Origin of the sequence: Paraburkholderia sp. SIMBA_053, assembly GCF_046534895.1 — a bacterium.
Lineage (GTDB): Bacteria > Pseudomonadota > Gammaproteobacteria > Burkholderiales > Burkholderiaceae > Paraburkholderia > Paraburkholderia caledonica.
In genome coordinates this window covers 1,078,500-1,103,551 of the sequence record NZ_JAWRXU010000002.1, presented here as the reverse complement: position 1 = coordinate 1,103,551, position 25,052 = coordinate 1,078,500, and the positions used below count along the sequence as shown (strand labels likewise).

The following is a 25,052-nucleotide window of genomic DNA, read 5'->3' as shown; positions in this document are numbered from 1 at the left end:
CAGACAGTGACGCTCGCTTCAACGCCCGACGCCCTGGCTGGCCGGCGCACGCACGCGGGGCGCGGTGTCGAGGTGACGGAACACCCATGCCGACATCAGCGTGATCGCGCCGACACACACGAAGCTCAGGCGGAAGCCGAGCGCGGCCGAGCCCCATTGCGCGGAAAAGAGTTTCACGAGGCCGCCGCCGATGGATACGCCGAGGCCGATTGCCAGCATCTGCACCATTGAAAACAGGCTGTTGCCGCTGCCGGCGTCTTCATGCGAGAGATCCTTGAGCGTGACGCTGTTCATCGCGGCGAACTGCATCGAGTTGGCCGCACCGAACACCGCCAGAATCACTATCTCGACGAAAAGCGGCGTACCGCGCGTGATCAAGGCGAAGGCAACAATGGACGAACCCACGACCAGCGTATTGACCAGCAGAAACAGGTCGTAGCCAAAGCGTCGCACGAGCGACGCGATCCAGCGTTTCACGATCGTGCCCGCGAGGGCCGCGGGCAGCATCATCAGACCGGAATGCAGCGGCGTATAGCCTAGTTCCAGTTGCAACAGCAGTGGCACGAGGAACGGCACGGCGCTCGAGCCGATGCGGCATACGAGATTGCCGATCAGACCCACGCTGAAGTTCGGCTCGCCGAAGAGCGAGAGCTTGAAGAGCGGGTTGCGCCGCCGTCTTGCGTGCGGGATATAAGCGAGCGCGCTCACTGCCGCCAGCGCGAACAATGCCGCCGACCACGCAGCCTGATGGGTCGGCGCGGGGGCGTCGACGGCCAGCGAAAAGGCGATCATGCACAGCGACAGCAACCCGCAGCCGATGAAATCGAACGGCGGCGCCTGTCTCTCACCGTGCGATGGAAGAAAGCGCTGCACCGCGTAGAGACCCGCGGCGCCGATCGGCACGTTGATCAGAAAGATCCAGTGCCATGTGATCGCCTCGACGAGCCAGCCGCCGAGCGTCGGCCCGGCGATCGGGCCCAGTTGTCCCGCGACCGAAATGAACGCGAGCGCGGAGACGTATTGTTCGCCGGAGACGCTGCGCAGCACGGCAAGGCGTCCGATAGGCAGCAGCATCGAGCCGCCCACGCCTTGCAGCACGCGCGCGATCACGAGTTGGCCGAGCGTATGCGCGCTCGCGCAACAGACCGAGCCGATCACGAAAATCAGGATTGCGGCGAAATAGACGCGCCGCGTGCCGAAGCGGTCGGCGAGCCAGCCGGATGCGGGCGTGAGCATCGCCATGGTCAACGTGTAGGCGACCACGATCGGCTGCATCGCAAGCGGCGCGACGTGCAGGCTGCGCGCGATGGACGGCAGCGCCGTATTGACGATCGTGGTGTCGAGCGACTGCATGAAGAAGCCGGCGGCGACGATCCACAGTAGCGCGGTATGCGACGAATCCCTGGTCATGTGATGGCGAATGGTCGGCGCACGGCGCCCTTGTCTGAGGTTTTGTCAGCAAACGCTTCAATGATATGGCCATCGCGACGGCGCGGGAAGTCCGGCGAGTTTTCCTGACGGCGGCGCGGCGCGTAAGGCGGGCAGTGTCGCGCCCACGCCACCCGTGTCGATTTTGTTTTTTGACGTGAACCCGCATCGTTATAATTTTCCATATACGGTACGTTGTTTCATAGACGGAACAAATGCCGCTTAGGAAAATAACGATCACCGGGGAAGAGACACACCGTCATGACCAGAAAGCTCACCATCAATCTACGCATCGCAATCACGATTGCATTCCTCGGCGCGCTGCTTGTTGTCATTGGCGCGCTTGGCATTTTCGGCATGGCCGAAAGCAACCAGGCACAGCGCGAGGCGTACAACGTACATTTCGCGTCGGTGGTGGCGCTCGGCAAGTCGGGCACGGCCATGTCGCGGGCGCGCTTCGGGCTCGACTGGGCAATGAGCAATCCACACTCGCCGCAACTGAACGCGCAACTCGAACGCGCGCGCATGTTGCTCGGCGAATCGGATACCTGGTGGCGCAGTTTCCGCGATCTGCCGAAGACGCCCGAACTGCAACGCCTCACCGACGACCTCGACGCAAAGCGTACCGCCGTGCGTCGCGACGGCATCGACCGGTTGATCGACGCAATCCGCACCGGCGACGCGAGCTGGATGGACGAGACGCGCGCAAATCGGCTAATCGCTTTGTACACCGCGATGAACGCGAGCCAGGGCGCATTGGAGGGCTATCTGAACCAGCAGGCCGCCGACGCCAACGAGCGCTCCGCCGCGCTCTTTCATGGATTGTTGAGTGCGAGCATCGGCAGCGTGCTGATCGGTCTCACAGTCGCATTTTTCAGTTGGCGCACGTTGCGCCGCGCGATCATGGACCCGCTGCACGCCGCGCTTCGCCAGTTCGATGCGATTGCCGCAGGCGAGCTGACGACGCGCGTCGCGATCCGTTCGAACGACGAAATGGCGACACTGCTGCGCGGACTCGCGTCGATGCAGGACAAGCTTCGAGCGACGGTGACGAGCGTGCGTGCCGGATCGCATTCTATTGCGTCGTCCACACAGCAGATCGCGGCGGGCAATCTCGATCTGTCGCAGCGCACGGAGGAGCAGGCGGCGTCGCTGGAACAAACCGCCGCGGCGATGGAAGAGTTGACCTCGACCGTCCAGCTAAATGCCGAGCATGCGCACCATGCGAGCGAGCTGGCCACCAGCGCGTCGGAAATGGCCATCCAGGGGCGCGATTCCGTGGGAGGCATGGTGGAGACGATGCACGCGATTCATGCCGGGGCCGCGAAGATGACGGGCATCATCGCCGCGATCGAAGGGATTGCGTTCCAGACCAACATTCTGGCATTGAACGCGGCAGTCGAAGCGGCGCGTGCCGGCGAAGAAGGACGCGGCTTCGCTGTCGTGGCCGGCGAAGTGCGCAGTCTCGCGCAACGTTCAGCGGCCGCCGCGAAGGAGATCGGCTCGCTGATCGCCGAGTCGAATTCGCGCGTAGAAAGCGGCGCGGCGCTTGTCGATCGCGCGGGCAGCACCATGCGGGAAATAGAAGCCGCGATCCAGCGCGTGGCGCGCATCGTCGGAGAAATCGCGGCGGCTTCCAAAGAACAGAGCGAAGGCATCAAACAGGTGAGTCTCGCCGTCACGCAGATGGACGAGGTGACCCAGCAAAACGCGGCGCTCGTTGAGGAAAGCGCGGCGACTGCGAACTCGCTCGCAGATCAGGCGCGGCAGTTGAGCGAGCTGACCGGGGCGTTCAAGGTCGCGCTCGCTTGAATTGCGTTGATTGCCTTGATGTGGTGCGAAGCGAGCGCATTGCAAACCGCTTGATACCGCTTGATGCCATTGATGCCACGGCTGCCCGCTCACGCTTCGCGTTGCGATTCACTGCTTTATTCACTGCTTCACTGAGCCAGATAAGAACGCGAAGCGCGGTGCAATGCATTCGCGCAACCGGTGCTCATGCAGGCATCTTGCGGAACGAAATGGCGAAGCGGTTCCACGCGTTGATCGCCGAAATAAGCAACGTGAGGTCGACCAGTTCTTCGTCGCCGAAATGCGGGCGCACCGCTTCCCACACGGCGTCGGGCACATGGTCGTGCGAGACGAGCGTGAGGGCTTCCGTCCATTCCAGCGCGGCGCGCTCGCGATCGGTGAAGAACGGCGTTTCGCGCCAGGTGACGACTGTGGCGAGGCGCCGGTCCGTTTCGCCGGCTTTGCGGGCGTCGGCAGTGTGCATGTCGACGCAGAAAGCACACCCGTTGATCTGCGATGCGCGCAGGCGAACCAGGTCCGCGAGCGACTTTTCTATCGACGATTTTCCGATACGTTCTTCAAGGCCCAGCATGGCCTTAATGGCGGCGGGACCGACTTTGTAGAAATCGAGACGTTGTTGCATGATTCACTCCTTGGCGTTTAGTGGAACGCATCAGTGATGCGATGAGTGAATACTAGTCGCGGCACTGGCTTTGCAAAATGGCCATTTTTGGCGATTTTCAGGTAACCACTTTTGCGTTGTGACAACCGGTGGGCGGCTCCCCGAGCGTCCTTGCTCACTGTAATGGCATCGTTGCCGCGCCTACGGCGATTCGGTATGGTGGGTCACTGGTCCCATCGAAGAGATACTGAATGACGTCCGCCGCCGAGCCTCCATCACTAAAGGGCTCAGAATCAGCTTTGCAGTCAAATCCGCAGCCAGTTTCACAGACTGCCTCCGAGCCGGTATCGGAGTCGCCCTCTGAATCCATCCGTTCCGATGTGCTGATCGTCGGAGCGGGCCCCGTTGGCCTCTTTGCCGCTTTCGAAGCCGGGGTGATCGGGTTGTCCTGCCAGATAGTCGATGCGCTCGGCAGGATTGGCGGCCAATGCACCGAGCTGTATCCGGACAAGCCGATCTACGATATTCCCGCGATTCCGTCCTGTACCGCGCGCGAACTGGTGGACCGACTGCTCGCGCAATGCAAGCCGTTCGATGTTCCCATTCATCTCGAACAGCGGGTCGAATCGGTCGAACAACGCAGCGACGGCCGTTGGACCGTACGGACCGATCGCGGTCTCGTGTTCGACGTCGCTGCAATTCTGCTTGCGGCCGGCAACGGCGCCTTCGTGCCGCAGAAGCTGCCGCTTGCGGAAGCCGCGCCGCTCGAATCGCGCTATGTGCATTACAGCGTGCAGCGTCTCGCAGATTTCGCCGACAAGACCGTTGTCGTGGCAGGCGGCGGTGATTCCGCGCTCGACTGGGCGCTTGCGTTGCGCAAGGTCGCGCGGCGCGTCACGCTCGTGCATCGTCGTAATGGCTTTAGCGCGGCCGACTCCAGCGTCGAGTTAATGCGGCGCGCAGTGGAAGCAGGGGAGATGGATTTTATCGTCGGCGCGATTTCGGGGCTTACTGTTGCAAGCGATGCGGAAGCCGATGCGCTCAAATCCATCACATTGCGACATATCGAGGGTGAGACCGAACTGCCAACCGAACAGCTCGTCGTGCTGTACGGACTGGTCGCCGATCTCGGTCCGATCGGTCAGTGGGGCTTGAGCATTCACGGCGGCCGTGTGGACGTGGATACATCCAACTACGAAAGCTCGCGACCAGGCATTTTTGCGGTCGGCGACATCGCCAATTATCCGAACAAGCAGAAACTCATTTTGTCGGGCTTTCACGAGGCGTCGCTCGCGCTGAGAAAGGCCTATTCATACGCGTATCCGGACAAGAAACGCGTGCATGTCCATTCGAGTTACGACGCAAAACTTGCGGAGAAGGTCAGCGCGGCAGGATAACGTCGCGCACACGCTTGCAGAAGACCCGGTTGCGATCGCTGGATCGCACCGGGTCTTTTTTACATCACGACGCGCTATTTTCCCGCAGGCTGACTTGCGGCAGCCGCGGCGCTTGCGGCCTTGTCTTTTTTCTTCGCTTCATGATGGCCTATCGCACAGCCTGCCGCTGCGCCGGCCACGCCGTGACCGCCCGCAACATGGCCACCGACGCCGCCGACAACCGCGCCCTTGGTGCAGCCTTCGGCGTGCGCTGCAGTGTGCATGAAAGCGAGTGAGGCTACGAGAGCCGTGGCAAGAGATGCGCGTTTCAATGGAAGCTCCTTGTGTTGTTGATCCAATCGTAAGTGGTCCAAGCAATTGCGGGACCTGACGAGTGACAGCGGTCCGAAAGCTTCGGGCAAAAGATTGGTGAACATCACGGCAGAGGCGCGATGCGTCGCGCGGCATCGCGATGCGACGCGTCCATCTCACGAACTGCGACGTTGCGAACGGCATGCGGTTTGCTGAACGCAGACATGCGCGGAGAAGTTGCCGATGCCGCCTGGCTTTACTCCCGTGCATTCAACTGTCTGATCGACGGGTTTGACGCAGCAGGCAACGTGCGCTCGACCCTCTCACGTGGCGTCGTCACCCGTTTCACAGAACACCTCAAAAAGACAGGCGGCGCGAGACCGCTACAAGGAGGACAAACAATGATGGACGCGATCTATCTGCTATTCGGGCAAGGCAGGGATCTCGACCCGCTGCAGATGAGCTTGCGCGCCTTCGTGGTGTTTCTCGTCACGCTTGTGCTGATCAGGATTTCAGGCCGGCGTTCGTTCGGAAAACGCTCGCCGTTCGATTCGGTCGTGGTGATTCTGCTCGGCGCGACGTTGGGCCGTGCGATCGTCGGCGCATCTCCGTTCGTCGCGACGGTTCTCGCGTCGTTGATGATCGTGGTGTGTCATCGCGTCCTTGCATGGGCGTGCGTGCGATCTTCCGCGATCGAGCGGCTCATCGGCGGCGTCGAGCGTGAGGTCTACCACAATGGTGCGTTCAACGAACGGGAAATGAAAGCCGCGCTGATGACACGGAACGATGTATGCGAAAGCGTGCGCCAGAAAACCGGCTCGCGGTCGATGGACAAAGTGGCGGCCGCCATTCTCGAACGCAATGGCGACGTGAGCGTGATCCATAAGGACCAGTGAGCAGGCGGGCCGATGCTCCGGTGTCAGCCGCGGCCGCCGCGCGAGATTTCCTCGCCGGCGCGAGGCGGCAGGCGCAGCGTAACGGGAATGGACGCGAAAGAGCACAGTCCGACTACAAGAAACGCGGGCCAGAAATCCGACCACATGATGGCATCATGGCCGTGCAGCAAACGCGAAATCTGCAACACGATGCCGCCGACCGTCACGCCGAGGCCGAGGGACATCTGCTGCACGACGCTGCCCAGGCTCGTTGCGCGTCCCACATCGCGGCTCGCGATTTCGGCATAGGTCAGTGAATTAAGACTCGTGAATTGCAGCGCGGGAAAGAAGCCGCCAAGCAGCACGACCACCCAGATGATCCACGTTGGCGTACCAGGAAAAAACAGTCCGCAGGCCGCGATCGAGACTCCTGATAGCGCGGCATTGATCACCAGCACAGAACGAAAGCCATAGCGATGCAGCACGCGCGACGCAACGGTGCGCATGAACATTCCGCCGAATGCGGACGCGCAGGTGATCAGCCCCGATTGAAACGCGCTCATGCCGTGACCTTCCTGCAGCATCAGCGGCAACAGGAACGGCAGTGCACCGAGGCCGATGCGGAACAACGACCCGCCGAGCACGCTTGCCTGAAACGTCGGCACCTTGAAGAAGCGCAAGTCGAGCAGGGGCAACCGTGCGCGCTGCGCATACGCGACATACAGTGCAAGCAGGACAGCGCCCACCGCGCACATGCCAAACGCGTCGAGGTTGGAAATCAGTTCGCCGCCAATCAGCGACAATCCCAGCAGAAGCAGCACCGCGCCCGCCGCCGACAGAAAAAAGCCGATCCAGTCGAGCGGGCCCGGGTGCGGCTCGCGCGTGTTCGCAATGTGTTTGTTCGTCAGATAGATGCCGAGAATCCCGATCGGCACGTTAATGAAAAAGATCAGACGCCAGTGCAGATAGGTCGTGATAAAGCCTCCGAGCAGTGGGCCGGCCGCGGGGCCGAGCATGGCGGGCACGCTCAGATAATTCATCGCGCGGATGAAATCGGTTTTGTGCACAACCCGGAAAATGATGATTCGCCCGACCGGCACCATCATCGCGCCGCCGACGCCTTGCACGAAACGCGCGAGGGTAAAGGTGGCAAGCGAGTTGGAGGCCGCGCACAACAGCGACCCCGTGACGAAGATGCCGATGGCGGTACGAAATACCGTGCGCGCGCCGAAGCGGTCGGCGAGCCAGCCGCACACCGGAATGAATACGCCGAGGCCGAGCACGTAGCTGGTCACCGCGATTTTGAGCGTGACGGGGTCGCGCCCAAAGTCGCGCGCCATGGCGGGCAGGGCGGTGACGATCACGTTTGCGTCGACGCTTTCCATGAACATCGCGCACGCGACGATCAGAGGCGCAATAAGGGCTTTCTCGGCGACGGTCATGGAGGAGGCCGCGGCGGGATGTCGCGGGCAAAAGGGTCATTATTGCACCTGTACGGTGCGGTTTGTTAATACTGCCCGCTGCCATTGCGCCCTTTTTTTGCCCCGGTCGGCTGTGCGAGACAGGTTCGCGTCCGTGACTCTTGCGCAACATGTTTGTTTTTTGTTGCGCTGCGCAATAAGAAGACTATAATCGGGTTATTCCCTAGGTATAAACCCTATACAGGAGCCCGACCATGAACACCGCCTCTAACACTGCATCCGCTCGCAACACCGTCGCCACCAACGGTAACTGGCTCGCAAAGCTGCGCGCACTCGCGCTGCACGCGCTGAATCTGCATCTGCAAAACTGCGCTGTGATCGCTGAAGCGCATCGCCGCCCGCAGTAAGGCTCGCGCGCTCGTGCCCGCGCCTCGAAAGGCCGGGTGCAAGCTTGCTTGCGCCGCGCTGACGCTTTCCGCCGATACGGCTCGGTAAAGCAAAAGACTTCGCAGGGCGATCAGAGAGAAGCAAGCGGAATCGAGCAGAAACAAGCAGAAACAAGCGGCGCATTTGCGCCGCTTGTGCTTTGTGCGTCTGCTAATTCGTAGTTTGTGTCCCGCTCATTCACCCGAGCGACGCGGTACTCGCGCAAGCGTTTGACGCACTTTCGTTGCTCGCGCAGACAAAGCGCTCATCACGAGCGCGGTCGACACCAGACCGACCAGATACAAGCCCGCCATCATCCAATCCTGTTCTGCCATCATCGTTCTCCAGTCAAGTGCCTCGTTCTTGCGGCTAATACGTCGCATCTCGTGAGGCTGATGCTTGCGATTACGGCAGATGCGGCGAAAAGCTTAACCGGCGCTATTCGCGCCCACGAAGTTTTCCCACTGAGATCCACCCGGCAGATATGCACGTTTAACCCACGCTAGTGCGCGCGCAAAGCCGCTACAGCAGCGTTCCGTTCCGGCAATTTGCGAATCTTCGTTCGCGGCGCCGAATAAGCGTTTAAACTTCAGCCCCCTGGATTCAACACCCGCCGACCGGGCGCCAGAACGCTCCGCGAAGCCCGCCCGTTGCACACAATCGGCCCAGGTTAAACCCCGGCGCCAAGGCCTGCACTGTCAACCTTTTAACCTGTCTGCCGTTATCCAGTTGTAATCGCCGAACTGGCGACCTTGCGGCAGACGGCCCGTCGCCGCGACAGCTCCACGCAAGGCCCGCATTGACCATGTTCCATCGATATAAGAATAATTTCGGCCGCATAGGCGCGATGTTCGTTCGTGCATCGAAGACCTCTCGCATCAGGGGATTACTCTCGCCCGTTTTCGCGCTTGCAATCTGCGCGCTGCTGCTCGTCGTGCTCCAGCATCTGTCGCAGGCCGTCGATTACCGCTCGGTCATGCACGAGCTGCGCCGGCTGACGGCCGGCGAGTGGACCGCCGCGCTCGCCGCCACCGCGCTGAGTTATGTGGCGCTGGTCGGTCGCGATGCAGTCGGCCTGCGCTATCTGGGCGCGGCTGTGCCTCGCGCAGCGCTCTGGATCGGCGCCACGGCGGGCTCCGCGCTCGGCAATGCCACCGGCTTCGGCGCATTGACTGGCGGCGCGGTGCGCGCCCGCGTGTACGGCGTGGCGAATATCACGCCCGCACAGATCGGCCGCATGACCGTTTTCACGAGTGTTTCGCTCGCGCTCGCACTTGTACTGATGACGGCGCTCGGCATGGTGTGCGTAGGCGGCAGGCTTGCCCCGATGCTGCATCTGTCGCCGGCCACCGTCCGCTGGGTGGGTGCGTTGCTGCTGGTTGCGCTCGGTCTGCTGTGCGCTGCATGCCGCGTCGAAACACGCTCGGTCCGCACACGCTGGCAGTGGCTGTCGTTCGACATTCCCGCTCGCCGCGATCTGCTCGAACAGGTGGGGCTCGCGGTGGTCGATGTAGTCGCCGCCGGCCTCGCGCTGTGGGCGCTGCTGCCGCACGCCGACGTGAGCTTCGTCACGTTCATCACCGTCTATGCCGCGGCCATGCTGCTCGGGATGATCGGCCATACACCTGGCGGCGTCGGCGTATTCGAAGCGGCCATGGTGTTCACGCTGAACGGCAGTGTGGCCACGCAGCAGATGGTCGCTGCGTTGCTCGCTTATCGTGCGATCTATTTTGGCGTGCCGCTTGTCGTTTCGGCTGCGCTGCTCGCCGGTTTCGAAGGCCGCGCGTTGAAAGGCCGCCTGCCGTTGCGGCACGCCGCGGGTGCGTCGAGACTTGCGCCGCTCTTCCTGAGCCTCGTCACGTTCGTGGTCGGCGGCATGCTGGTGATCTCCAGCGCAACGCCCGCGTTCTGGCAGCGTCTGCATATTCTGCGCGACGTGCTGCCGCTGTGGGTTCTGGAAAGCTCGCAGATGCTGTGCAGTGTGCTCGGCGTGCTGTTGCTGTTCGTCGCGCGCGGTCTGCTAAGGCGTCTGGACGCCGCCTGGTGGATGACCCTGGCTCTCGCCGTGGTGAGTCTCGCGCTGTCCTTGACCAAGGGTCTCGCATTCGTCGAAGCAGGTGTGCTGTGCACGCTGATCGTGCTGCTGCTCGCAACGCGCCGGCGTTTCAATCGTCACTCGTCGCTGTTTGCGGAGCGCTTCACGGCCGGCTGGCTCGTGTCGGTGGCGATGGTGCTGATGCTCGCCACGTGGGTCATGCTGTTCGCTTTTCGCGATGTTCCCTATACGGGCGACCTCTGGTGGCAATTCGCTTTCGACGAACGCGCGCCGCGTGCGCTGCGCGCGACGCTGGCCGCGAGTCTGTTTGCGGCGACGTTCTCGTTCTGGCAGTTGCTGCGCCCCGCGCCGGGCCACTTCGTGAAGCCGGCGCCCGAAGATTTGCACGACGCGGCGCGCATCGTGCGTGCGCAGGAGCGCAGCGACGCCGGTCTCGCGCTGATGGGCGACAAGAGTTTTCTGTTCTCGGAGTCGCGTGAAGCTTTCCTGATGTACGCCAAATATGGGCGCACGTGGGCCGCACTGCACGATCCGGTCGGGCCGCGCGAAGAGTGGGCGGGCCTCATCAGCAAGTTCGTCGCGCTCGCGCATGCGCATGGCGGACGCGCGGCGTTCTATCAGGTGCGCGCCAACGCTTTGCCGTTGTACCTCGACGCGGGCCTTTCGCTGATGAAGCTCGGCGAGGAAGCCCATGTGGTGCTCGACGATTTCGATCTGAAGGGTTCACACCGCGCGCATCTGCGCTACGCGCTCAAACGCGGCGAGCGCGACGGCTTCACCGTCGAAGTGATCGATCAGGCGAATGTACCGGCGTCGCTCGAAACGTTGCGCGGCATTTCCAACGGCTGGCTCAACAGCCGCGACGCGCGTGAGAAGAGCTTTTCGGTCGCAGCCTTCACGGACGAATACCTCGCCGCGCAGTCGGTCATGCTGGTGCGCCAGAACGGCGAGCCGGTTGCCTTCGTCACGTTCATGACGACCGACCTGAACACCGAGGCGACTGTCGGCGTCATGCGTCACGTGGAAAGTGCGTCGCCGTATGCAATGGAATATCTGTTCACGCAGCTGGCGTTGCATCTGAAACAGGCCGGATTCCGCTCGCTGAGTCTCGGCATCGCGCCGCTCTCGGGTATGCAGCCGACGCCGCTCGCGTCGCGCTGGCATCGGGTTGCGGGCATCGTGTGGCGCTTCGGCGGCCGCTTTTATAACTTCCGCGGACTGCGCGCTTTCAAGAGCAAGTTCCAGCCGCATTGGGAGCCGCGCTATCTCGCGGCGTCGGGTTCGGTAGGCGTGGTCTTCACGCTCGCCGACCTGTCATTGCTGGCAGGAGGCCGGCGTTCATGACCTTGCATTCGTTTTTCAGGCTTGCTGTCGTAGCAGGCCTCGTCAGTTGCAGCACGCTCGCCAATGCGGCGTCGACCACCATTCCCGGTGGCCGCTACGGCAACGTCACCGTCACGCAGCCGGTGGGTCCGTTGCGTGGCTTCGTGGTGCTTTACTCGCAGGCAAGCGGCTGGAGCGCGGCCGATCAGCAAAGCGCCGAGGCGCTCGCCAAGGCCGGCGCATTGACCGTGGGCGTGGATACGGCACGCTATGCGGCGAACCTCGCGACGGATCTGGCGCAGAAGAAGGAAACCTGCAATCAGCTCGTGGGCGACGCCGAAGCGTTGAGCCATCAACTCGAACGGCAATCGCAGTCGAGCCATTATTTCGCGCCGATCGTCGCGGGCACCGGGCAGGGCGCGACGCTCGCCATGCAGGTGCTCGAACAGGCGCCTTCGAACACGATTGCAGGTGCTGTTTCCGTGGATGCCGAACCCACGCTCGATCGGCGTTTCCGGCCTTGCCCGCCGGATGCAACCATCATTCGCGACAAGATTCCTGGCTTTGTAGAAAAAGCGTCGACGGGCAACGCCGATCGCGCGCGGCTCGTCACGTTGATTGCGCCGCATCTGCAAACCGTATCGACCCATGACGACGACGTCTCCGATCTGCCGTTGATCGAGTTGCCGGCGGCGCATCCCAACGGCTTGATGGCGATCGTGATATCCGGCGACGGCGGCTGGCGCGATCTCGACAAGACCATCGCGCAGGCGTTGCAGAAAGACGGCGTGTCGGTGATCGGCTGGGACAGCCTGCGCTATTTCTGGAGCGAGAAGCCGCCCGCGCAGACGAGCCGCGACCTCGCACGCGTGATGCAAACGTACGGCGCGCGCTGGCACGCGCAGCACGTCGCGCTTATCGGCTATTCGTTCGGCGCGGACGTAATGCCTTTCGCATACAACCGCTTGCCCGACGCGTTGCGCGCGAAGGTGTCGCTGATTTCGCTGCTCGGCTTCGCGCCGGACGCCGACTTCCAGATCCGCGTAGGCGGCTGGCTCGGCATGCCCGCAAGCGATAAGGCGTTGAAGGTGCGTCCCGAGTTGACTCGCGTGCCGCCCGCGATCGTGCAGTGCATTTACGGCGCAGACGAAGAAGACACGCTGTGCCCCGCGCTGACGAAGACGGGCATCGAAGTGATCCGTACGTCGGGCGATCACCACTTCGGCGGCGACTACAACGCGCTCGAACGACGCATTCTCGCCGCGTTCAGGAAGCAGAGCGGCGTGCAAGACTGATTGTTCAAACGGCGCGTCATGCGCCGTTGTTGCATGGGTGTTTCGTCGACGTTGCAGCGAGGTTTCATCAGCGTTGCGCTGCCTCGTCGTTCGAGCGTCCCGTTCTGGGCGTCCGCCTCACATATCCCCGCAGCCATCGCTGCTGGCTCTTCAAAAACGCGCGCGGTTCATCAGCGCGTTTTTCTCCTCAGCGCTCGCGCGCGACGTGCACCCAATCATCACCGCGTCCGCGTCCGCAGACAGCGCGACGCGCGTTCTCCCGCACGCTCGATCGCGGTGTGAGAGCGTTATCGTACATATACCGGCGCGGCCGGATTCTATGATCATTCCAAATCCTTCAGCGGCCGGCGGCACGAGTATTTGCTCGCGCAACTGACGTTGCAAGGCGCCGTTTTCGTTCATCCTGGTTACGACATTCTGCTGCGGTAACTCAGTGCGCCACCGCGCACTGCGTCCGTGCGGCAGTGTGTGCCCGACATGACGGAGAACCGCTTTCGCCCGGTTGCCGACCGTGCGCGGCGGGGCCGTGCATGTGCAACGCGAGGCCGTGAATGCTGGATTTCTTTTTCTTCGACACTGCCGCAAGCGAGCCCGAGCGGCCCGCGCTCTGGGTCGACGAACACCTGTATTGCTATGGCGAACTCGCTTCGCGTGCGAGCCGTATCGCGGCCGGACTGACATCGGCAATGCCCGCCGACGGCGTTCGCCGTTGTCTGCTTTTCGCACACCGCAGCGTCGCCGCCTATGCGGGTTTGCTCGGCATCATGAAGGCGGGCTTCGCCTACGTGCCGCTCAATCCGACGCTGCCCGCCGCCCGTATCGCGGCGGCCGTCGAGCAGTCGGAGGCGCCCGTGCTGCTGGTCGATCGCCGCTGCACGGCGTTGCTCGATGAAGTGCTCATGCTGATAGACGAGTGCCCCCAAATCTTTTTCATCGATGATGAGGAAGATCTCAGTGGCATAGATGACCCGCCAGCAGATCGCCGCGTGGCGGATCTGCCTCGCTTGCCGAATTCATTGTGCATCGACCCGTGCCGCCCCGTTGAACGCGCGCCGCACGATCACGCATACGTTCTCTTCACGTCGGGCTCCACCGGAGCGCCGAAAGGCGTGCCGATCTCGCACGCGAACGCCTGCGCCTACGTCGCTGCGCAACTTCAATTGCTCGGCCGGCTGCCTGATGCACGCTATGCACAATTTTGCGAACTGTCCTTCGATCCTTCGGTGCACGACATGTTCGTGTGCTGGGCGAACGCTGCCTGCCTGTACGTGCCGAAAACGGTCGAGCCGATCTACAACGCGGCTTTCATCCGCGAACATGCGATCACGCATTGGAACAGTGTGCCCTCGGTAGCTGCCTTCATGCGTCAGTTGCGCAAGCTCACGCCGAACCAATTCGCGTCTCTGCGCGTGACCTGCTTTGGCGGCGAACCGCTGCCCGTTTCGCTCGTGCAGGCATGGCAGCAGGCGGCGCCGCAGAGCCGCATTTTTAACCTCTACGGCCCGACGGAAACGACCGTCGCGTGCACCGCTTTCGAAGCCACGCCGCAATTTCTCGCCGATCCAACGCACGCCGTCATGCCGCTTGGCCAGGCCTTGCCCGGCATGGAACTGCTGATCGTCGACGCAGCTTTGCAGCCGGTCGCACAAGGCGAGAGCGGTGAATTGCTGATCGGCGGCCCACAGGTCGCGGCAGGCTACCTGCGCGCGGACGAACCCAACAATTGCCGGTTCGTTACAGGGCGTTATGCGGGCTTGCGCTCATCGCACTGGTACAGAAGCGGCGACGCCGCACGCGAGGTGCCGCAAGAGGGCATCGTCTTTCAAGGGCGTCTCGATACGCAAGTGAAGATTCGCGGCAACCGCATCGAGATCGAGGAAGTCGAGCAGGTGGTTCAGGCGAGTAGCCGCGCCGCGCTTTGCGCGGTGATCGCGTGGCCTGTCGATGAAGCAGGCCGCGCGCACGGCTTGCTTACGTTCGTGACGCACACGCCGGTCGACGTCGCGCAGATTCTGCATGCATGCCGTCAGCGCCTGCCGGCCTACGCGGTGCCGCAGCGAGTCATCGTGCTCGACGCAATGCCGCTGAACGCAAACGGCAAGATCGATAGAAAAGCGCTCGCGGCTCATTGCGCGAGCGGCGATGCGTTCACCTTACGGACACACAGCATCCGCGACGGCGACGTTCGAGTACCGCGCGAGAAATTCACGCAATCGGGGAAATGAATGAAACATCATGTGCGCCGCATTCTCGAGGAGACCGCCTGCCTCGATGTCGAAATCGATACGCTAGGCGATGACGACGATCTATACGCTGCCGGTTTGTCGTCGCTAGGCACCGTGCGAGTGATGCTGGCCGTCGAAGAAGCGTTCGGGATCGAGATTCCGGGCTCGCTCATCACCCACGACATGTTCGCGAGCATCGCCGCGCTGGCCGGCGTGATCGCGCAACTCGTGCCGGAGGAGTCGATTGCAACGCGAAGCTGAGGCTGTACTCCGGCAATCTCTCGCAACGGTCACGAGCACGATGAGACCGGTTGCATTCAACGGCTGTTCGGGATGGCTGCATGGGCCGGCCGCTTTGCAACCCGAGATGGGCGTGGTGCTGTGCAATCCGTTCGGCTATGAGGCGCTTTCCGTGTATCGCGGCTGGCGCGAACTCGCGGACGTGCTGGCCGCACGCGGTGCCGTCGCGTTGCGTTTCGACTATCCCGGCACGGGCGACTCGGGCGGCAACGAGGAAGACCCGCTGCGCTGGCGTGCATGGATCGACAGCATCAAGGCCGCGGTTGAATTTCTGCGTGCGGAAACCGGCGTGGAGCGTGTCACGCTGTGCGGTCTGCGCGTAGGCGCCACACTCGCCGCACTCGCTGCGCAAGAGCTGGGCGGTGTCGACAACCTCGTACTGTTGATGCCCGTGATTTCCGGCAAGGCATACATACGCGAACTGGAGCTTCAGCAGCATACGTGGCTCGCCGCCCAGACCGCGCTGGGATTGCATCTCGACGAAGAGTTGCCGCACACCGTCGGCGCGCACGGCTTCAGGCTCTATCCGGACACGCTCGAACTGCTTGCGAAAGTCGATCTCGAACGGGCTGCGGAGTGTGGCCCTCCGTGCGGCAGCGCGGCTGGCACCGGGCTTCCCGCGCGCCGTGTGCTGTTGCAGGATCTGGCCGGCAGCCCCCGTTTGAAGCGGCTCGCCGCTTGTTACGAGGCGCTCGGCGCGCAAGCGGACGTGCAACTCTTCGGCGAATACAGTAAGTTTCTGGCAGATCCGAGCTACAGCGAGCCGCCTCGCCGTGCGTTCGACAGCGTGCTGCAATGGCTCGGCGCCGGCACTGCGCCAGCGCCGCTTCCGAGGGTGGAAGTGCTGGACGCCGCGGCATCGGCGAGTATCGCTTTTGCGCACGGGCGCGAGACACCGGTCGTGTTCGGCGGCTACGTCGGTGTGCTGTGCGAACCGCAGCGCGCGCTCGACGCAGCGCCCGCTGTTCTGTTCGTCAACACGGGTGGTGTGCACCGGATCGGCGACAGCCGCTTCACCGTGCTGATGGCTCGGCGGCTCGCGGCGCAGGGCATCGCATCGCTTCGCATGGATCTGAGCGGTCTCGGCGACAGCCTGCGCCGCGACGCAACGCTGACGCTCGACGCGCTCTATTCGACCTACTCGATCGACGATGCCTGCGCGGGCGTCGACTGGTTGACAGCCGCTGGCTACCCAAAGGTCGTCATGGCCGGCGTCTGCAGTGGTGCTTATGTGAGCCTGCATACCGCGCTCGCGCATTCCGCCGTGGTCGGTTGCGCGTGCATCAATCTGCCGTTTTTCAAGTGGGGCGGCGCGCGCGTGCGGCCGGGTGCGCAGTACGTCGCGCCGAGCGAGGTGTATCGGCGGGCGATGCGCAATCCGCGCAAATGGCTGCGCTTGCTGAGCGGCCAGGCCAATACTCGCGCGATCACCGCCGAGCTCGCGCGCAGATGGTCGGCGCGCGTCGCCGCTCGCGTGGGTGCGGTGCTTGAGACGCTCGTCGGCGAGCGAACGCCGGGCAGCGCCATCCGCAGACTCGTGCTCGATCTGGAGCGCAAAGGCGTGCAAACCGCGCTGCTATACGGAATGCTCGACGACGGCCTCGACGAACTCGACATCCACTTTGGCCCTGACGGAAACCGGTTGCGCAAGCTGAAGAATCTCTCGGTGCAGAAGATCAGCAAGGTCGATCACGCGCTCTTTTCACGCTGCGCGCGCGAAGCGATGATGGCGCAGGTGGATGCGTTTTTGCGCGAGCGCATACTCGGCGCGCGTGCCGGATCAATGGCTTTTGCAGGCGGATTACGCGTTCCTCAGCGACGAGCAAAATCGCAACGGAACCTGAAACCGCAGCGTCCGTGAGAGATCGCAGCTTACGGCACCGGCATTGACAAACCTCGACAAGTCAACGATGATCGGCCACATGAACTGCCTCGACATCCGTATTGCGCTGATTATTAGCATCATTCATCGAATGGTGGGTTAGCGCGCGTCTGATAGCAGTCACACATAACCCGCCCCACGAGGCGGGTTTTTTTATGTCCGCCTGCTCCCGCCTCCTGGTCGCTTTTCGATGCTACGCGCTTGCCGCACAGGAGCTTGCCTTGCCGTCACACCATCTCGAACAGGTCGCCGAAAGGGCTGACAGCGTCGCGCTTCGACACGACTATCTGAAGAAAACCCTCACCGCACGCGTCTACGACGTGGCGCGCGAGACCGAACTCGAACGCGCGCCGCAACTGTCGGCGCGGCTGCGCAATCGGGTCTATCTGAAGCGCGAGGACAACCAGCCGGTGTTCTCGTTCAAGGTGCGCGGCGCGTACAACAAGATGGCGCACATTCCCGCCGAGGCGCTCACGCGCGGCGTGATTACCGCGTCAGCGGGCAATCATGCGCAGGGCGTGGCGCTCTCTGCCGCGCGCATGGGCGTGAAGGCGATCATCGTGGTGCCGGTCACCACGCCGCAGGTCAAGGTCGACGCGGTGCGCGCGCATGGCGGCCCGACCGTCGAAGTCGTGCAGTTCGGCGAGTCGTATAGCGACGCCTACGGCCACGCGGTGCAACTGCAGGAAGAGCGCGGGCTGACCTTCGTGCATCCGTTCGACGATCCGTATGTGATCGCCGGGCAAGGCACGGTTGCCATGGAAATCCTGAGCCAGCATCAGGGCCCGATTCACGCGATCTTCGTGCCGATCGGCGGCGGCGGACTCGCGGCGGGTGTCGCGGCGTATGTCAAATCGGTGCGTCCCGAGATCAAGGTGATCGGCGTGCAGACCGACGACTCGTGCGCGATGGCCGCATCGCTGAAAGCCGGCGAGCGCGTCACGCTAAACGAGGTCGGCCTGTTCTCCGACGGCACCGCGGTCAAGCTCGTCGGCGAAGAAACGTTCCGCCTGTGCAGCGAATATCTCGACGACGTGCTGCTCGTGAACACCGACGCGCTGTGCGCCGCGATCAAGGACGTCTTTCAGGACACCCGCAGCGTGCTCGAACCGGCGGGCTCGCTCGCTGTGGCGGGCGCCAAACAGTATGCGGAGCGCGAAGGCATCGAGAACCAGACGCTGATCGCGATTACGTCGGGCGCGAACATGAACTTTGACCGCATGCGTTTCGTGGCCGAGCGCGCGGAAGTGGGCGAGGCGCGCGAGGCGGTGTTCGCGGTGACGATTCCCGAAGAGCGCGGCAGCTTCAGGCGCTTTTGCGAACTGGTGGGCACGCGCAGCGTCACGGAATTCAACTACCGGATTGCGCAGGCGGAGTCCGCGCACATTTTCGTGGGCGTGCAGATCAGGAACCGCAGCGAATCGGCGCAGATTGCAGACGCGTTTGAGGCGCACAACTTTGCCACCGTCGATCTGACGTTCGATGAACTCTCGAAGCAGCACATTCGTTACATGGTCGGCGGCCGCTCGCCGCTCGCGCACGACGAACGCCTGTTTTGCTTCGAGTTTCCCGAACGGCCGGGCGCGCTGATGAAGTTTCTTTCGTCGATGGCGCCTGACTGGAATATCAGCCTTTTCCACTATCGTAATCAGGGCGCGGACTATAGCTCGATTCTCGTCGGCATTCAGGTGCCGCAGACGGACAACGCGGAGTTCGAGCGCTTCCTCGCCACGCTCGGTTATCCGTATTGGGAAGAGACGCACAATCCGGTGTATCGGCTGTTTCTTGCCTGAACTCTGCGACTGAAAGCGCTCGGGGTTTACCTTGAATGCCCGTTCAGTGCGGGCTCGGACCGCACGGCGAATGACCGCGCCGCGAGCGGCGTCAGTAGGGCGTCGCGCGGTATTTGCGCTATTCAGTAGCGGTTGAACCGCAAATGCCTTATCGCAAAAATGGATAGAGGGTATCTCGCATATCGCGTTGCGCGATAGCAGGGCCGATCGTCAAACTGGGCGCAAATCAAACTTGCACTCAGGAGACACATCATGCGCACCCAGGTTGGCATCATCGGCGCCGGGCCCGCGGGCCTGCTTCTTTCACATCTTCTTCACTTGCGCGGAATCGAATCGGTCGTGCTCGAGACGCGCACGCGAGAGCAAATCGAATCGACGATTCGTGCCGGCGTGCTCGAGCAGGGCACGATGGATCTTCTCAGCCAAGCCGGCGTCGGCGAGCGCATGAAGGCGGAAGGCACGCTGCACCATGGCTTCGAACTGGCGTTCGAGGGCAAGCGTCGGCGGATCGATCTCACCGGACTGACCGGTCATTCGATCACCGTCTACGCTCAGCACGAGGTGATCAAGGATCTCGTCGCGGCGCGCGTCGCCGCGGGCGGGGCGTTGCGCTTCGGCGTAACGGACACGTCGCTGCACGGCATCGATACCGACAAGCCGTCGATCCGCTATCGTCACGAAGGCGAAGCGTTCGAGTTGCAATGCGACTTCGTGATCGGTTGCGACGGATCGCAGGGCGTGTCGCGCGCGGCAATTCCGCAGGCATTGCGACGCGACTTCGAACGCGTGTACCCGTTTGGATGGTTCGGTATCCTGTGTGAAGGGCCGCCGTCGTCGGACGAACTCATTTACGCGCGCCACGACCGCGGCTTCGCATTGATCAGCACGCGCTCGGCCAACGTTCAGCGTATGTATTTTCAGTGCGACCCGAAGGACTCCGTCGACAACTGGTCGGACGATCGCATCTGGGCGGAACTGCACGCCCGGGTGGACTCGCACGACGGCCAGCACGTGGTGGACGGCAAGATCTTCCAGAAGAACATTGTCGGCATGCGCAGCTTCGTGTCGGCAACGATGCAGCATGGCCGGCTCTTTCTCGCGGGCGACGCCGCGCATATCGTGCCGCCAACCGGCGCGAAAGGGATGAACCTTGCCGTCGCCGATGTGCGTCTCCTCGCGAAAGCATTGGACGCGTTCTATGTCGAGAACCGCACCGACCTGCTCGACGGCTATAGCGAAACAGCGCTCAAGCGCATCTGGCGTGCGGAGCATTTCTCGTACTGGATGACGAGCATGATGCACCGTATTGAAGGCGCGTCGGCGTTCGAGCGCCAGCTTCAGGTGGCGGAACTCGAATACGTGACGACTTCTCGCTCGGCGGCTACCGTCATGGCAGAGAATTACGTCGGCGTGGCCGTGCCGCAGGACTGAACTCGACTCGACCGCTTCCGATTGTCGGCGCAACCGCAACACTGAATTCAGGATTAACGGATTTATCCTGTGTCGCCGCGCGCCTACACTGCCTTCATCGCTGCAGGCAAATCCCGTTTGCAGCATACGCAGAAGACATGACCGGAGGTGGTCAAAATGAAATCACTCATTCAGGCTGTTGCAATTGCTGCGGTGCTTGGCGCACCGATCGCTACGTTCGCGCAGCCGTCTGCGCAAGCTGCGACGCAGGACACGCAGGCTGTGCAAACCGAGGCCGCAGGTCAGCAGGGCTTCGCGCGAGCCGATAACAGCGGCTATGGTTCGGGCAGCCACGGCACCTGGCAAGCGGGCCGCGGCGGTGACGTTACGTTCAGTTCGTACTCGCCGCCGGTGTACAACGCGCGGTAAGCGGCTGAAAAGCGGTTGCGGAAAAGGTTTTGAAACAAGGCCCGCAACGCAAGTGGTAGAAACATGACCGGTGAGACGCCGGTCGGGAAGCGCGCAACGCATCGAGTGTTGCGCGCTTTTTTACTTCTGCGACGCATTTCCTTGCGGTGTGCGCAACAGGGTCATCTCGTTGCGTAGCAACGCGAGCAGGTCGTCGTCGGTGGGACGCGTGCCCCAATGCCGCGCGCCCGCCACCGACGCAATCGCGGTCCACGAGTGCGGTGGGAACCATTCGCGAACGAGTGTGCCGTCCTGGCGCAAACACAATTGGCCGGTCTGCTCGCTGTATTCCGCGCAGACGAGCATGCCGTCTACCTGCGCGGTGACTCGCCGTAGATCAGTGCGTAGCAAGCTGTCGCTCCTGCAAAGTGCTGACGCGCAAAACGATGCCGCGCGGCGCGATGTTTATCGACCATAACGCCGCGCAGCAAGCGTCAATCATCGCCGCCGTGGCCGTGCCACTCACCATGGCCGTGGCCGTGCCCACGCCAGTCGCCGTGCGGACCGCGCGCGTCACGCCATTCACGTTCGCGATGACGTTCTTCCCACTCGCGTCGCTCCCAGTAGCGGTGGCCGTCGTAGTAACGCTCGCCATACCAGCCCGGGCTCACGACCACGACCGGTGGCGCCGGCGCGTAGACGGGCGGCGGAGGCGGCGCATAGACCGGCTCGGGCGCATACGCGACACCGGGCACGCCGATGTTCACGCCGACGTCGACGTGAGCAAGCGCGGCGGTAGACGCGCCGATACCAAGACCCGCGACGATTGCAATGGACAGCAAACGGTTTTGTGTTCGATTCATGTGGGGGTTCCCGCGTTTTTATGATTGAGCGTGGACGGTCCGTGTGTGCCGCGATCAGTAACGATCGTGGTAACGGTAATGGTCGTGATAACCGCCGCCGTCCGGGACCACGATGCAACCGCTCAGTGCAGTGCCGAGCGTTACCGCCAGAATGGCCAGCGCGAAAATTCGTTTCATGAGAGTTGCTCCTTTTCCTGTTGATCCGAACTCTACTGAGAGGCGGAATTACCGTTGTGTTCGTGTGTAACAGGACGTGTCGATAACATTGCGCGAAAGCAATGCACGGCACGTGGGCAGGCGAGGGCGAGCAAGAGCGTTGAAATGAACTGCGATGTGGTGCGCGCGACAGGCAAGCCGTTGAGCGTGTTGCGAAAACGCCGGGTGATTGCGGATTCAACCAGTTGCGGCGCGTTGAAGCTTCGCTGCCGCCGACACCGGCAAGCGGCCATCATGACGTGGAACCGCGCGTATGCCCCGCGGATACATTCGGTTGCAGACTGGCGTTTCGTGTCGAGCCTTGGCGTCGTTCACGCCTGAGCGGAAATGGCGCGCGGCGCGACATCAGCTTTTCTTAAGATTCGCGCCGTAGCATACTGGCTCCCATGCGGCCGCGAAACGCGGCTCCCCACGACGCTTTCAAAACGGCCCCTCTCATGCGCATGCAATCTGTCGATACCCGTTCGCACCTTTATGCGACCGGCTATGATGGCGTCGCCAAGTTCCTTCACTGGCTCGTGGTCGTGCTAATTACGGCGCAATTCATAATCGGCTGGACCATGCCTGATATTCACAAGGGCACCCGGCCCGATGGACTAATCGCGTGGCACCTGGGAGTGGGTGCGACCCTGGTCGCGGCCGTGGTTCTGAGAATCGTCTGGCGACTCACGCATCGGCCTGGGCCCGCACCTGTGTCGCCATTGCTTCGCACCGTTTCGCATGTCACGCATGGTCTGCTGTACCTTGCGCTCGTCATCGTGCCCGTGCTGGGATGGGCGAATGCGTCGTCGCGTGGCTGGTCGGTAAAGCTCGCCGGTCTGCTGCCTTATCCGTCGATTTCGCCTGTGGGCTCGAGCGTCGGTCATGAAATGGGCGACATACACGGTTATCTTGCGTGGGCGTTGCTGGCCCTGATCGGTTTGCATGTCGCCGGCGCGCTTTATCATCGCTTCGTTCTCAAGGATCTGGTTTTGCAGCGAATGCTGCCTTGAGCGACACATGCGCCTGCGTATCGGCGCAGCCTTAACGTTATTGATGTGGCGCGGTGTGCCGACATGCCGACCATTTTGCGCAACGCGACCGCGACCGCGCGTGGCGATTGCCGCCTCGTGCTTGATAAGCACATGAGCAACAGGTTCCCGCCGAACAGCCATCAGCAGACTTCCCGCAGCATGCAAGTTCGAGCCCGCGTCGTTGCGCAACGTGCTCGATTTCATCTGCGAGTGCAGCCGCGCGCTGCACTCGCATCCGCATCCGCTTAGCCGGGCTGCACGGCCGCGTGCTCGGGCGCGGCCTCCTCACGATAGCCGAGCCGCGCCGAAATCGCCTGGCCCGATTGCTTCAGCAGCGCGACGTAGTGCGACTTGGTATCGGCGCCGCAGCGCATCGTCGGAAACGAAACGGACAGTCCCGCGATCACTCGGCCGAAACGGTCGAAGACAGGCACCGCGAGACATTGCAAGCCTTCCTCCTGTTCTTCGTTGTCCTCGCCGTAGCCTTGCTCGCGAACGCGCGGCAGAATGCTCAGCACGGCCTCGGCCGACGACAACGTCTTCTGTGTCGACTTACGGAATTCGACGTGAGAAAGCACGTCACGCGCGTCGGCGGGGTCCATCCATGCGAGCAGCACTTTGCCGATTGCCGTGCTATGCAACGGATTGCGCCTGCCGATGCGCGACTGCATGCGCAGTCCGTAGTCGGCGTCGATCTTGTGGATGTAGATGATCGCGTCTTCGTCGAATGCGCCCAGGTGCACCGCCTCGCGAGTCACCGCGCCGATGCGGCGCATTTCCACATCGGCTTCGCGCACCAGATCCACGCTTTCGAGCGCCTTCGCGCCCAGCTCGAATAGCCGGATGGTCAGGCGATAGCGCTCGGTCTCGACTTCCTGCGTGACGTAGCCGAGTGCCTTCAGCGTCTGAACCACGCGGTGCACGGTGGTCTTCGACATGCCGAGACGTTGCGACAACTCGCTGATGCCGATCTGTCCGCTGTCGCCGATCGCGGCGAGAAGTGCGAACACGCGGCCAATGGACGAAGCCGATTCGCCTTTGTCGTTGCCGCACTCGACGCTCTCTACGTCGTGCGCGAGGGCTGCGGGGTCGCCCTTGCGCTGTTTGCCGGTTGCTGCCATTTCCGTGATTCCCTGATCGAACTCTTTTCTGTACTGCGTGTTGACGAACGCCAGGAGCATACCGTCTCGCGCGCTTTTTGCGGAGTCAGCGCGCGAGCCATCCGCCGTCTACTGCCAGTGTATGCCCGTGCACGTAGTCCGACGCGGACGATGCGAGGAACACCACCGGTCCGGCGAGATCGTCCGGCGCGCCCCAGCGTCCGGCCGGGATGCGGCTCAGGATTTCATCGTTGCGCTGCGCGTCTTCGCGCAACGCTGCCGTGTTCGCCGTCGCCATGTAGCCCGGCGCGATTGCGTTCACGTTGATGCGCTTTGCGGCCCATTCGTTTGCGAGAAGACGCGTAAGACCGAGCACGCCGCTTTTGGACGCCGTGTAGGACGCGACGCGTATGCCGCCCTGGAACGACAGCATCGACGCGATGTTGATGATCTTGCCGCCGCTTTGTTGTTTGACGAACTGCCGGGCGGCGGCCTGGGCGAGAAAGAAGAGGCTTTTCAGGTTGAGGTCTATAACCGCGTCCCAATCGTCCTCGGTGAAATCGAGCGCGTCCTGGCGGCGAATTATGCCCGCGTTGTTGACGAGGACGTCGATGCGTCCGAACGCTTCAATGGCAGCACGCACGATGTCCTCGACCGGCGCGGTGGACGACAGATCGGCGCGCACGTCCGCGAATCTTCGGCCGGTCGCTTCGACACGCGCCGGCGTGTCGCCCGCATCGGCCCGCGATACGCCGACGATATCGCAGCCCGCCTGGGCAAGCGCGAGCGCCATGCCGGCGCCGAGGCCGGTGTTGCTTCCGGTGACGATGGCCACCTTGCCGCCGAGGTCGAACGGATTTGCCGCAGAGCGGTTGATTGCCGGGATAGTCACAATGTCAGAGCCCATGTCGTGTGTT

24 protein-coding genes are annotated in these 25,052 nt (G+C 62.7%); 13 read left to right on the top strand and 11 right to left on the bottom strand.

The window, feature by feature from the left end; genetic code table 11:
- Positions 1 to 18 precede the first annotated feature (18 nt).
- Both mdtD and SB753_RS11420 read right to left on the bottom strand, forming a co-directional pair.
- The gene (gene mdtD / locus SB753_RS11425) at positions 19 to 1,410 is read right to left on the bottom strand and encodes a multidrug transporter subunit MdtD (RefSeq protein ID WP_410800228.1); all 1,392 of its coding nucleotides are present in this window, start codon (positions 1,408 to 1,410) and stop codon (positions 19 to 21) included.
- The gene (locus SB753_RS11420; RefSeq protein ID WP_410800227.1) at positions 1,407 to 1,613 is read right to left on the bottom strand and encodes a hypothetical protein; all 207 of its coding nucleotides are present in this window, start codon (positions 1,611 to 1,613) and stop codon (positions 1,407 to 1,409) included. The genes mdtD and SB753_RS11420 overlap by 4 nt, the downstream gene beginning before the upstream one ends.
- A 76-nt stretch (positions 1,614 to 1,689) precedes the next feature.
- Here SB753_RS11420 and SB753_RS11415 point away from each other — a divergent pair, with 76 nt between their 5' ends.
- A complete protein-coding gene (locus SB753_RS11415; protein WP_410800226.1) occupies positions 1,690 to 3,240 on the top strand; it encodes a methyl-accepting chemotaxis protein in 1,551 nt (516 codons plus the stop codon).
- 184 nt (positions 3,241 to 3,424) lie between these two features.
- Here the strand turns inward: SB753_RS11415 and SB753_RS11410 are convergent, their stop codons facing one another.
- The gene (locus tag SB753_RS11410) at positions 3,425 to 3,862 is read right to left on the bottom strand and encodes a carboxymuconolactone decarboxylase family protein (RefSeq protein ID WP_410800225.1); all 438 of its coding nucleotides are present in this window, start codon (positions 3,860 to 3,862) and stop codon (positions 3,425 to 3,427) included.
- Positions 3,863 to 4,221: 359 nt separating this feature from the next.
- On the opposite strand from SB753_RS11410, the gene SB753_RS11405 reads away from it, so the two are divergent.
- Entirely contained in the window at positions 4,222 to 5,238 is a 1,017-nt protein-coding gene (locus SB753_RS11405; RefSeq protein WP_410800224.1) for an NAD(P)/FAD-dependent oxidoreductase, read from the top strand.
- Between the two features lie 74 nt (positions 5,239 to 5,312).
- Here SB753_RS11405 and SB753_RS11400 read toward each other — a convergent pair whose 3' ends face one another.
- Complete coding sequence (locus SB753_RS11400; protein ID WP_020070262.1) at positions 5,313 to 5,549, bottom strand: hypothetical protein; 237 nt, start codon at positions 5,547 to 5,549, stop codon at positions 5,313 to 5,315.
- 381 nt (positions 5,550 to 5,930) lie between these two features.
- Here SB753_RS11400 and SB753_RS11395 point away from each other — a divergent pair, with 381 nt between their 5' ends.
- Positions 5,931 to 6,425, top strand: coding sequence for a DUF421 domain-containing protein (locus SB753_RS11395; protein ID WP_087752529.1), 495 nt, complete (start codon positions 5,931 to 5,933; stop codon positions 6,423 to 6,425).
- A gap of 23 nt (positions 6,426 to 6,448) precedes the next feature.
- Here the strand turns inward: SB753_RS11395 and SB753_RS11390 are convergent, their stop codons facing one another.
- Positions 6,449 to 7,846 (bottom strand): MFS transporter, encoded by a 1,398-nt coding sequence (locus tag SB753_RS11390; protein WP_410800223.1) that lies wholly within the window; start codon positions 7,844 to 7,846, stop codon positions 6,449 to 6,451.
- Between the two features lie 233 nt (positions 7,847 to 8,079).
- Between SB753_RS11390 and SB753_RS11385 the strand changes: the two genes are divergently transcribed.
- On the top strand, positions 8,080 to 8,232 hold the full coding sequence (locus SB753_RS11385; protein WP_164853511.1) for a hypothetical protein: 153 nt from the start codon (positions 8,080 to 8,082) through the stop codon (positions 8,230 to 8,232).
- 213 nt (positions 8,233 to 8,445) lie between these two features.
- Here the strand turns inward: SB753_RS11385 and SB753_RS11380 are convergent, their stop codons facing one another.
- Positions 8,446 to 8,586 carry a hypothetical protein gene (locus SB753_RS11380; protein ID WP_020070266.1) on the bottom strand — a complete coding sequence of 47 codons (141 nt, stop codon included), beginning with the start codon at positions 8,584 to 8,586 and terminating at the stop codon, positions 8,446 to 8,448.
- A gap of 512 nt (positions 8,587 to 9,098) precedes the next feature.
- Here SB753_RS11380 and mprF point away from each other — a divergent pair.
- The 8 genes from mprF to SB753_RS11340 all read left to right on the top strand — a co-directional run bounded on the left by mprF (position 9,099) and on the right by SB753_RS11340 (position 20,964).
- Positions 9,099 to 11,651, top strand: a complete 2,553-nt coding sequence (mprF, locus tag SB753_RS11375; RefSeq protein ID WP_410800300.1) for a bifunctional lysylphosphatidylglycerol flippase/synthetase MprF — start codon at positions 9,099 to 9,101, stop codon at positions 11,649 to 11,651.
- Positions 11,648 to 12,925, top strand: a complete 1,278-nt coding sequence (locus SB753_RS11370; RefSeq protein ID WP_410800222.1) for a virulence factor family protein — start codon at positions 11,648 to 11,650, stop codon at positions 12,923 to 12,925. Before mprF ends, SB753_RS11370 begins: the two co-directional genes overlap by 4 nt.
- A 551-nt stretch (positions 12,926 to 13,476) precedes the next feature.
- Positions 13,477 to 15,150 (top strand): amino acid adenylation domain-containing protein, encoded by a 1,674-nt coding sequence (locus tag SB753_RS11365; protein WP_410800221.1) that lies wholly within the window; start codon positions 13,477 to 13,479, stop codon positions 15,148 to 15,150.
- A complete protein-coding gene (locus SB753_RS11360; RefSeq protein WP_410800220.1) occupies positions 15,151 to 15,411 on the top strand; it encodes an acyl carrier protein in 261 nt (86 codons plus the stop codon).
- A 40-nt stretch (positions 15,412 to 15,451) separates the two neighbouring features.
- Positions 15,452 to 17,311 carry an alpha/beta fold hydrolase gene (locus SB753_RS11355; protein WP_410800219.1) on the top strand — a complete coding sequence of 620 codons (1,860 nt, stop codon included), beginning with the start codon at positions 15,452 to 15,454 and terminating at the stop codon, positions 17,309 to 17,311.
- A 242-nt stretch (positions 17,312 to 17,553) separates the two neighbouring features.
- Entirely contained in the window at positions 17,554 to 19,125 is a 1,572-nt protein-coding gene (gene ilvA, locus SB753_RS11350) for a threonine ammonia-lyase, biosynthetic (RefSeq protein WP_410800218.1), read from the top strand.
- 252 nt (positions 19,126 to 19,377) lie between these two features.
- Positions 19,378 to 20,556, top strand: coding sequence for a 4-hydroxybenzoate 3-monooxygenase (locus SB753_RS11345; protein WP_410800217.1), 1,179 nt, complete (start codon positions 19,378 to 19,380; stop codon positions 20,554 to 20,556).
- Between the two features lie 156 nt (positions 20,557 to 20,712).
- Positions 20,713 to 20,964, top strand: a complete 252-nt coding sequence (locus tag SB753_RS11340) for a hypothetical protein (protein WP_087754546.1) — start codon at positions 20,713 to 20,715, stop codon at positions 20,962 to 20,964.
- A 120-nt stretch (positions 20,965 to 21,084) separates the two neighbouring features.
- Here SB753_RS11340 and SB753_RS11335 read toward each other — a convergent pair whose 3' ends face one another.
- From SB753_RS11335 to SB753_RS11325, 3 genes are all read right to left on the bottom strand, one after another.
- On the bottom strand, positions 21,085 to 21,354 hold the full coding sequence (locus SB753_RS11335; RefSeq protein WP_088174366.1) for a hypothetical protein: 270 nt from the start codon (positions 21,352 to 21,354) through the stop codon (positions 21,085 to 21,087).
- Between the two features lie 83 nt (positions 21,355 to 21,437).
- The gene (locus SB753_RS11330) at positions 21,438 to 21,806 is read right to left on the bottom strand and encodes a hypothetical protein (RefSeq protein ID WP_020066185.1); all 369 of its coding nucleotides are present in this window, start codon (positions 21,804 to 21,806) and stop codon (positions 21,438 to 21,440) included.
- A 54-nt stretch (positions 21,807 to 21,860) separates the two neighbouring features.
- On the bottom strand, positions 21,861 to 21,983 hold the full coding sequence (locus tag SB753_RS11325; RefSeq protein WP_020066184.1) for a hypothetical protein: 123 nt from the start codon (positions 21,981 to 21,983) through the stop codon (positions 21,861 to 21,863).
- A 476-nt stretch (positions 21,984 to 22,459) separates the two neighbouring features.
- Between SB753_RS11325 and SB753_RS11320 the strand changes: the two genes are divergently transcribed.
- The gene (locus tag SB753_RS11320; protein WP_408171584.1) at positions 22,460 to 23,014 is read left to right on the top strand and encodes a cytochrome b; all 555 of its coding nucleotides are present in this window, start codon (positions 22,460 to 22,462) and stop codon (positions 23,012 to 23,014) included.
- Positions 23,015 to 23,280: 266 nt separating this feature from the next.
- Here the strand turns inward: SB753_RS11320 and kdgR are convergent, their stop codons facing one another.
- Both kdgR and kduD read right to left on the bottom strand, forming a co-directional pair.
- Positions 23,281 to 24,156 carry a DNA-binding transcriptional regulator KdgR gene (kdgR, locus tag SB753_RS11315; RefSeq protein WP_410800299.1) on the bottom strand — a complete coding sequence of 292 codons (876 nt, stop codon included), beginning with the start codon at positions 24,154 to 24,156 and terminating at the stop codon, positions 23,281 to 23,283.
- Between the two features lie 85 nt (positions 24,157 to 24,241).
- Positions 24,242 to 25,042: a 2-dehydro-3-deoxy-D-gluconate 5-dehydrogenase KduD gene (gene kduD, locus SB753_RS11310; RefSeq protein WP_410800216.1), complete on the bottom strand. Its 801-nt coding sequence runs from the start codon at positions 25,040 to 25,042 to the stop codon at positions 24,242 to 24,244.
- Positions 25,043 to 25,052: the final 10 nt, after the last annotated feature.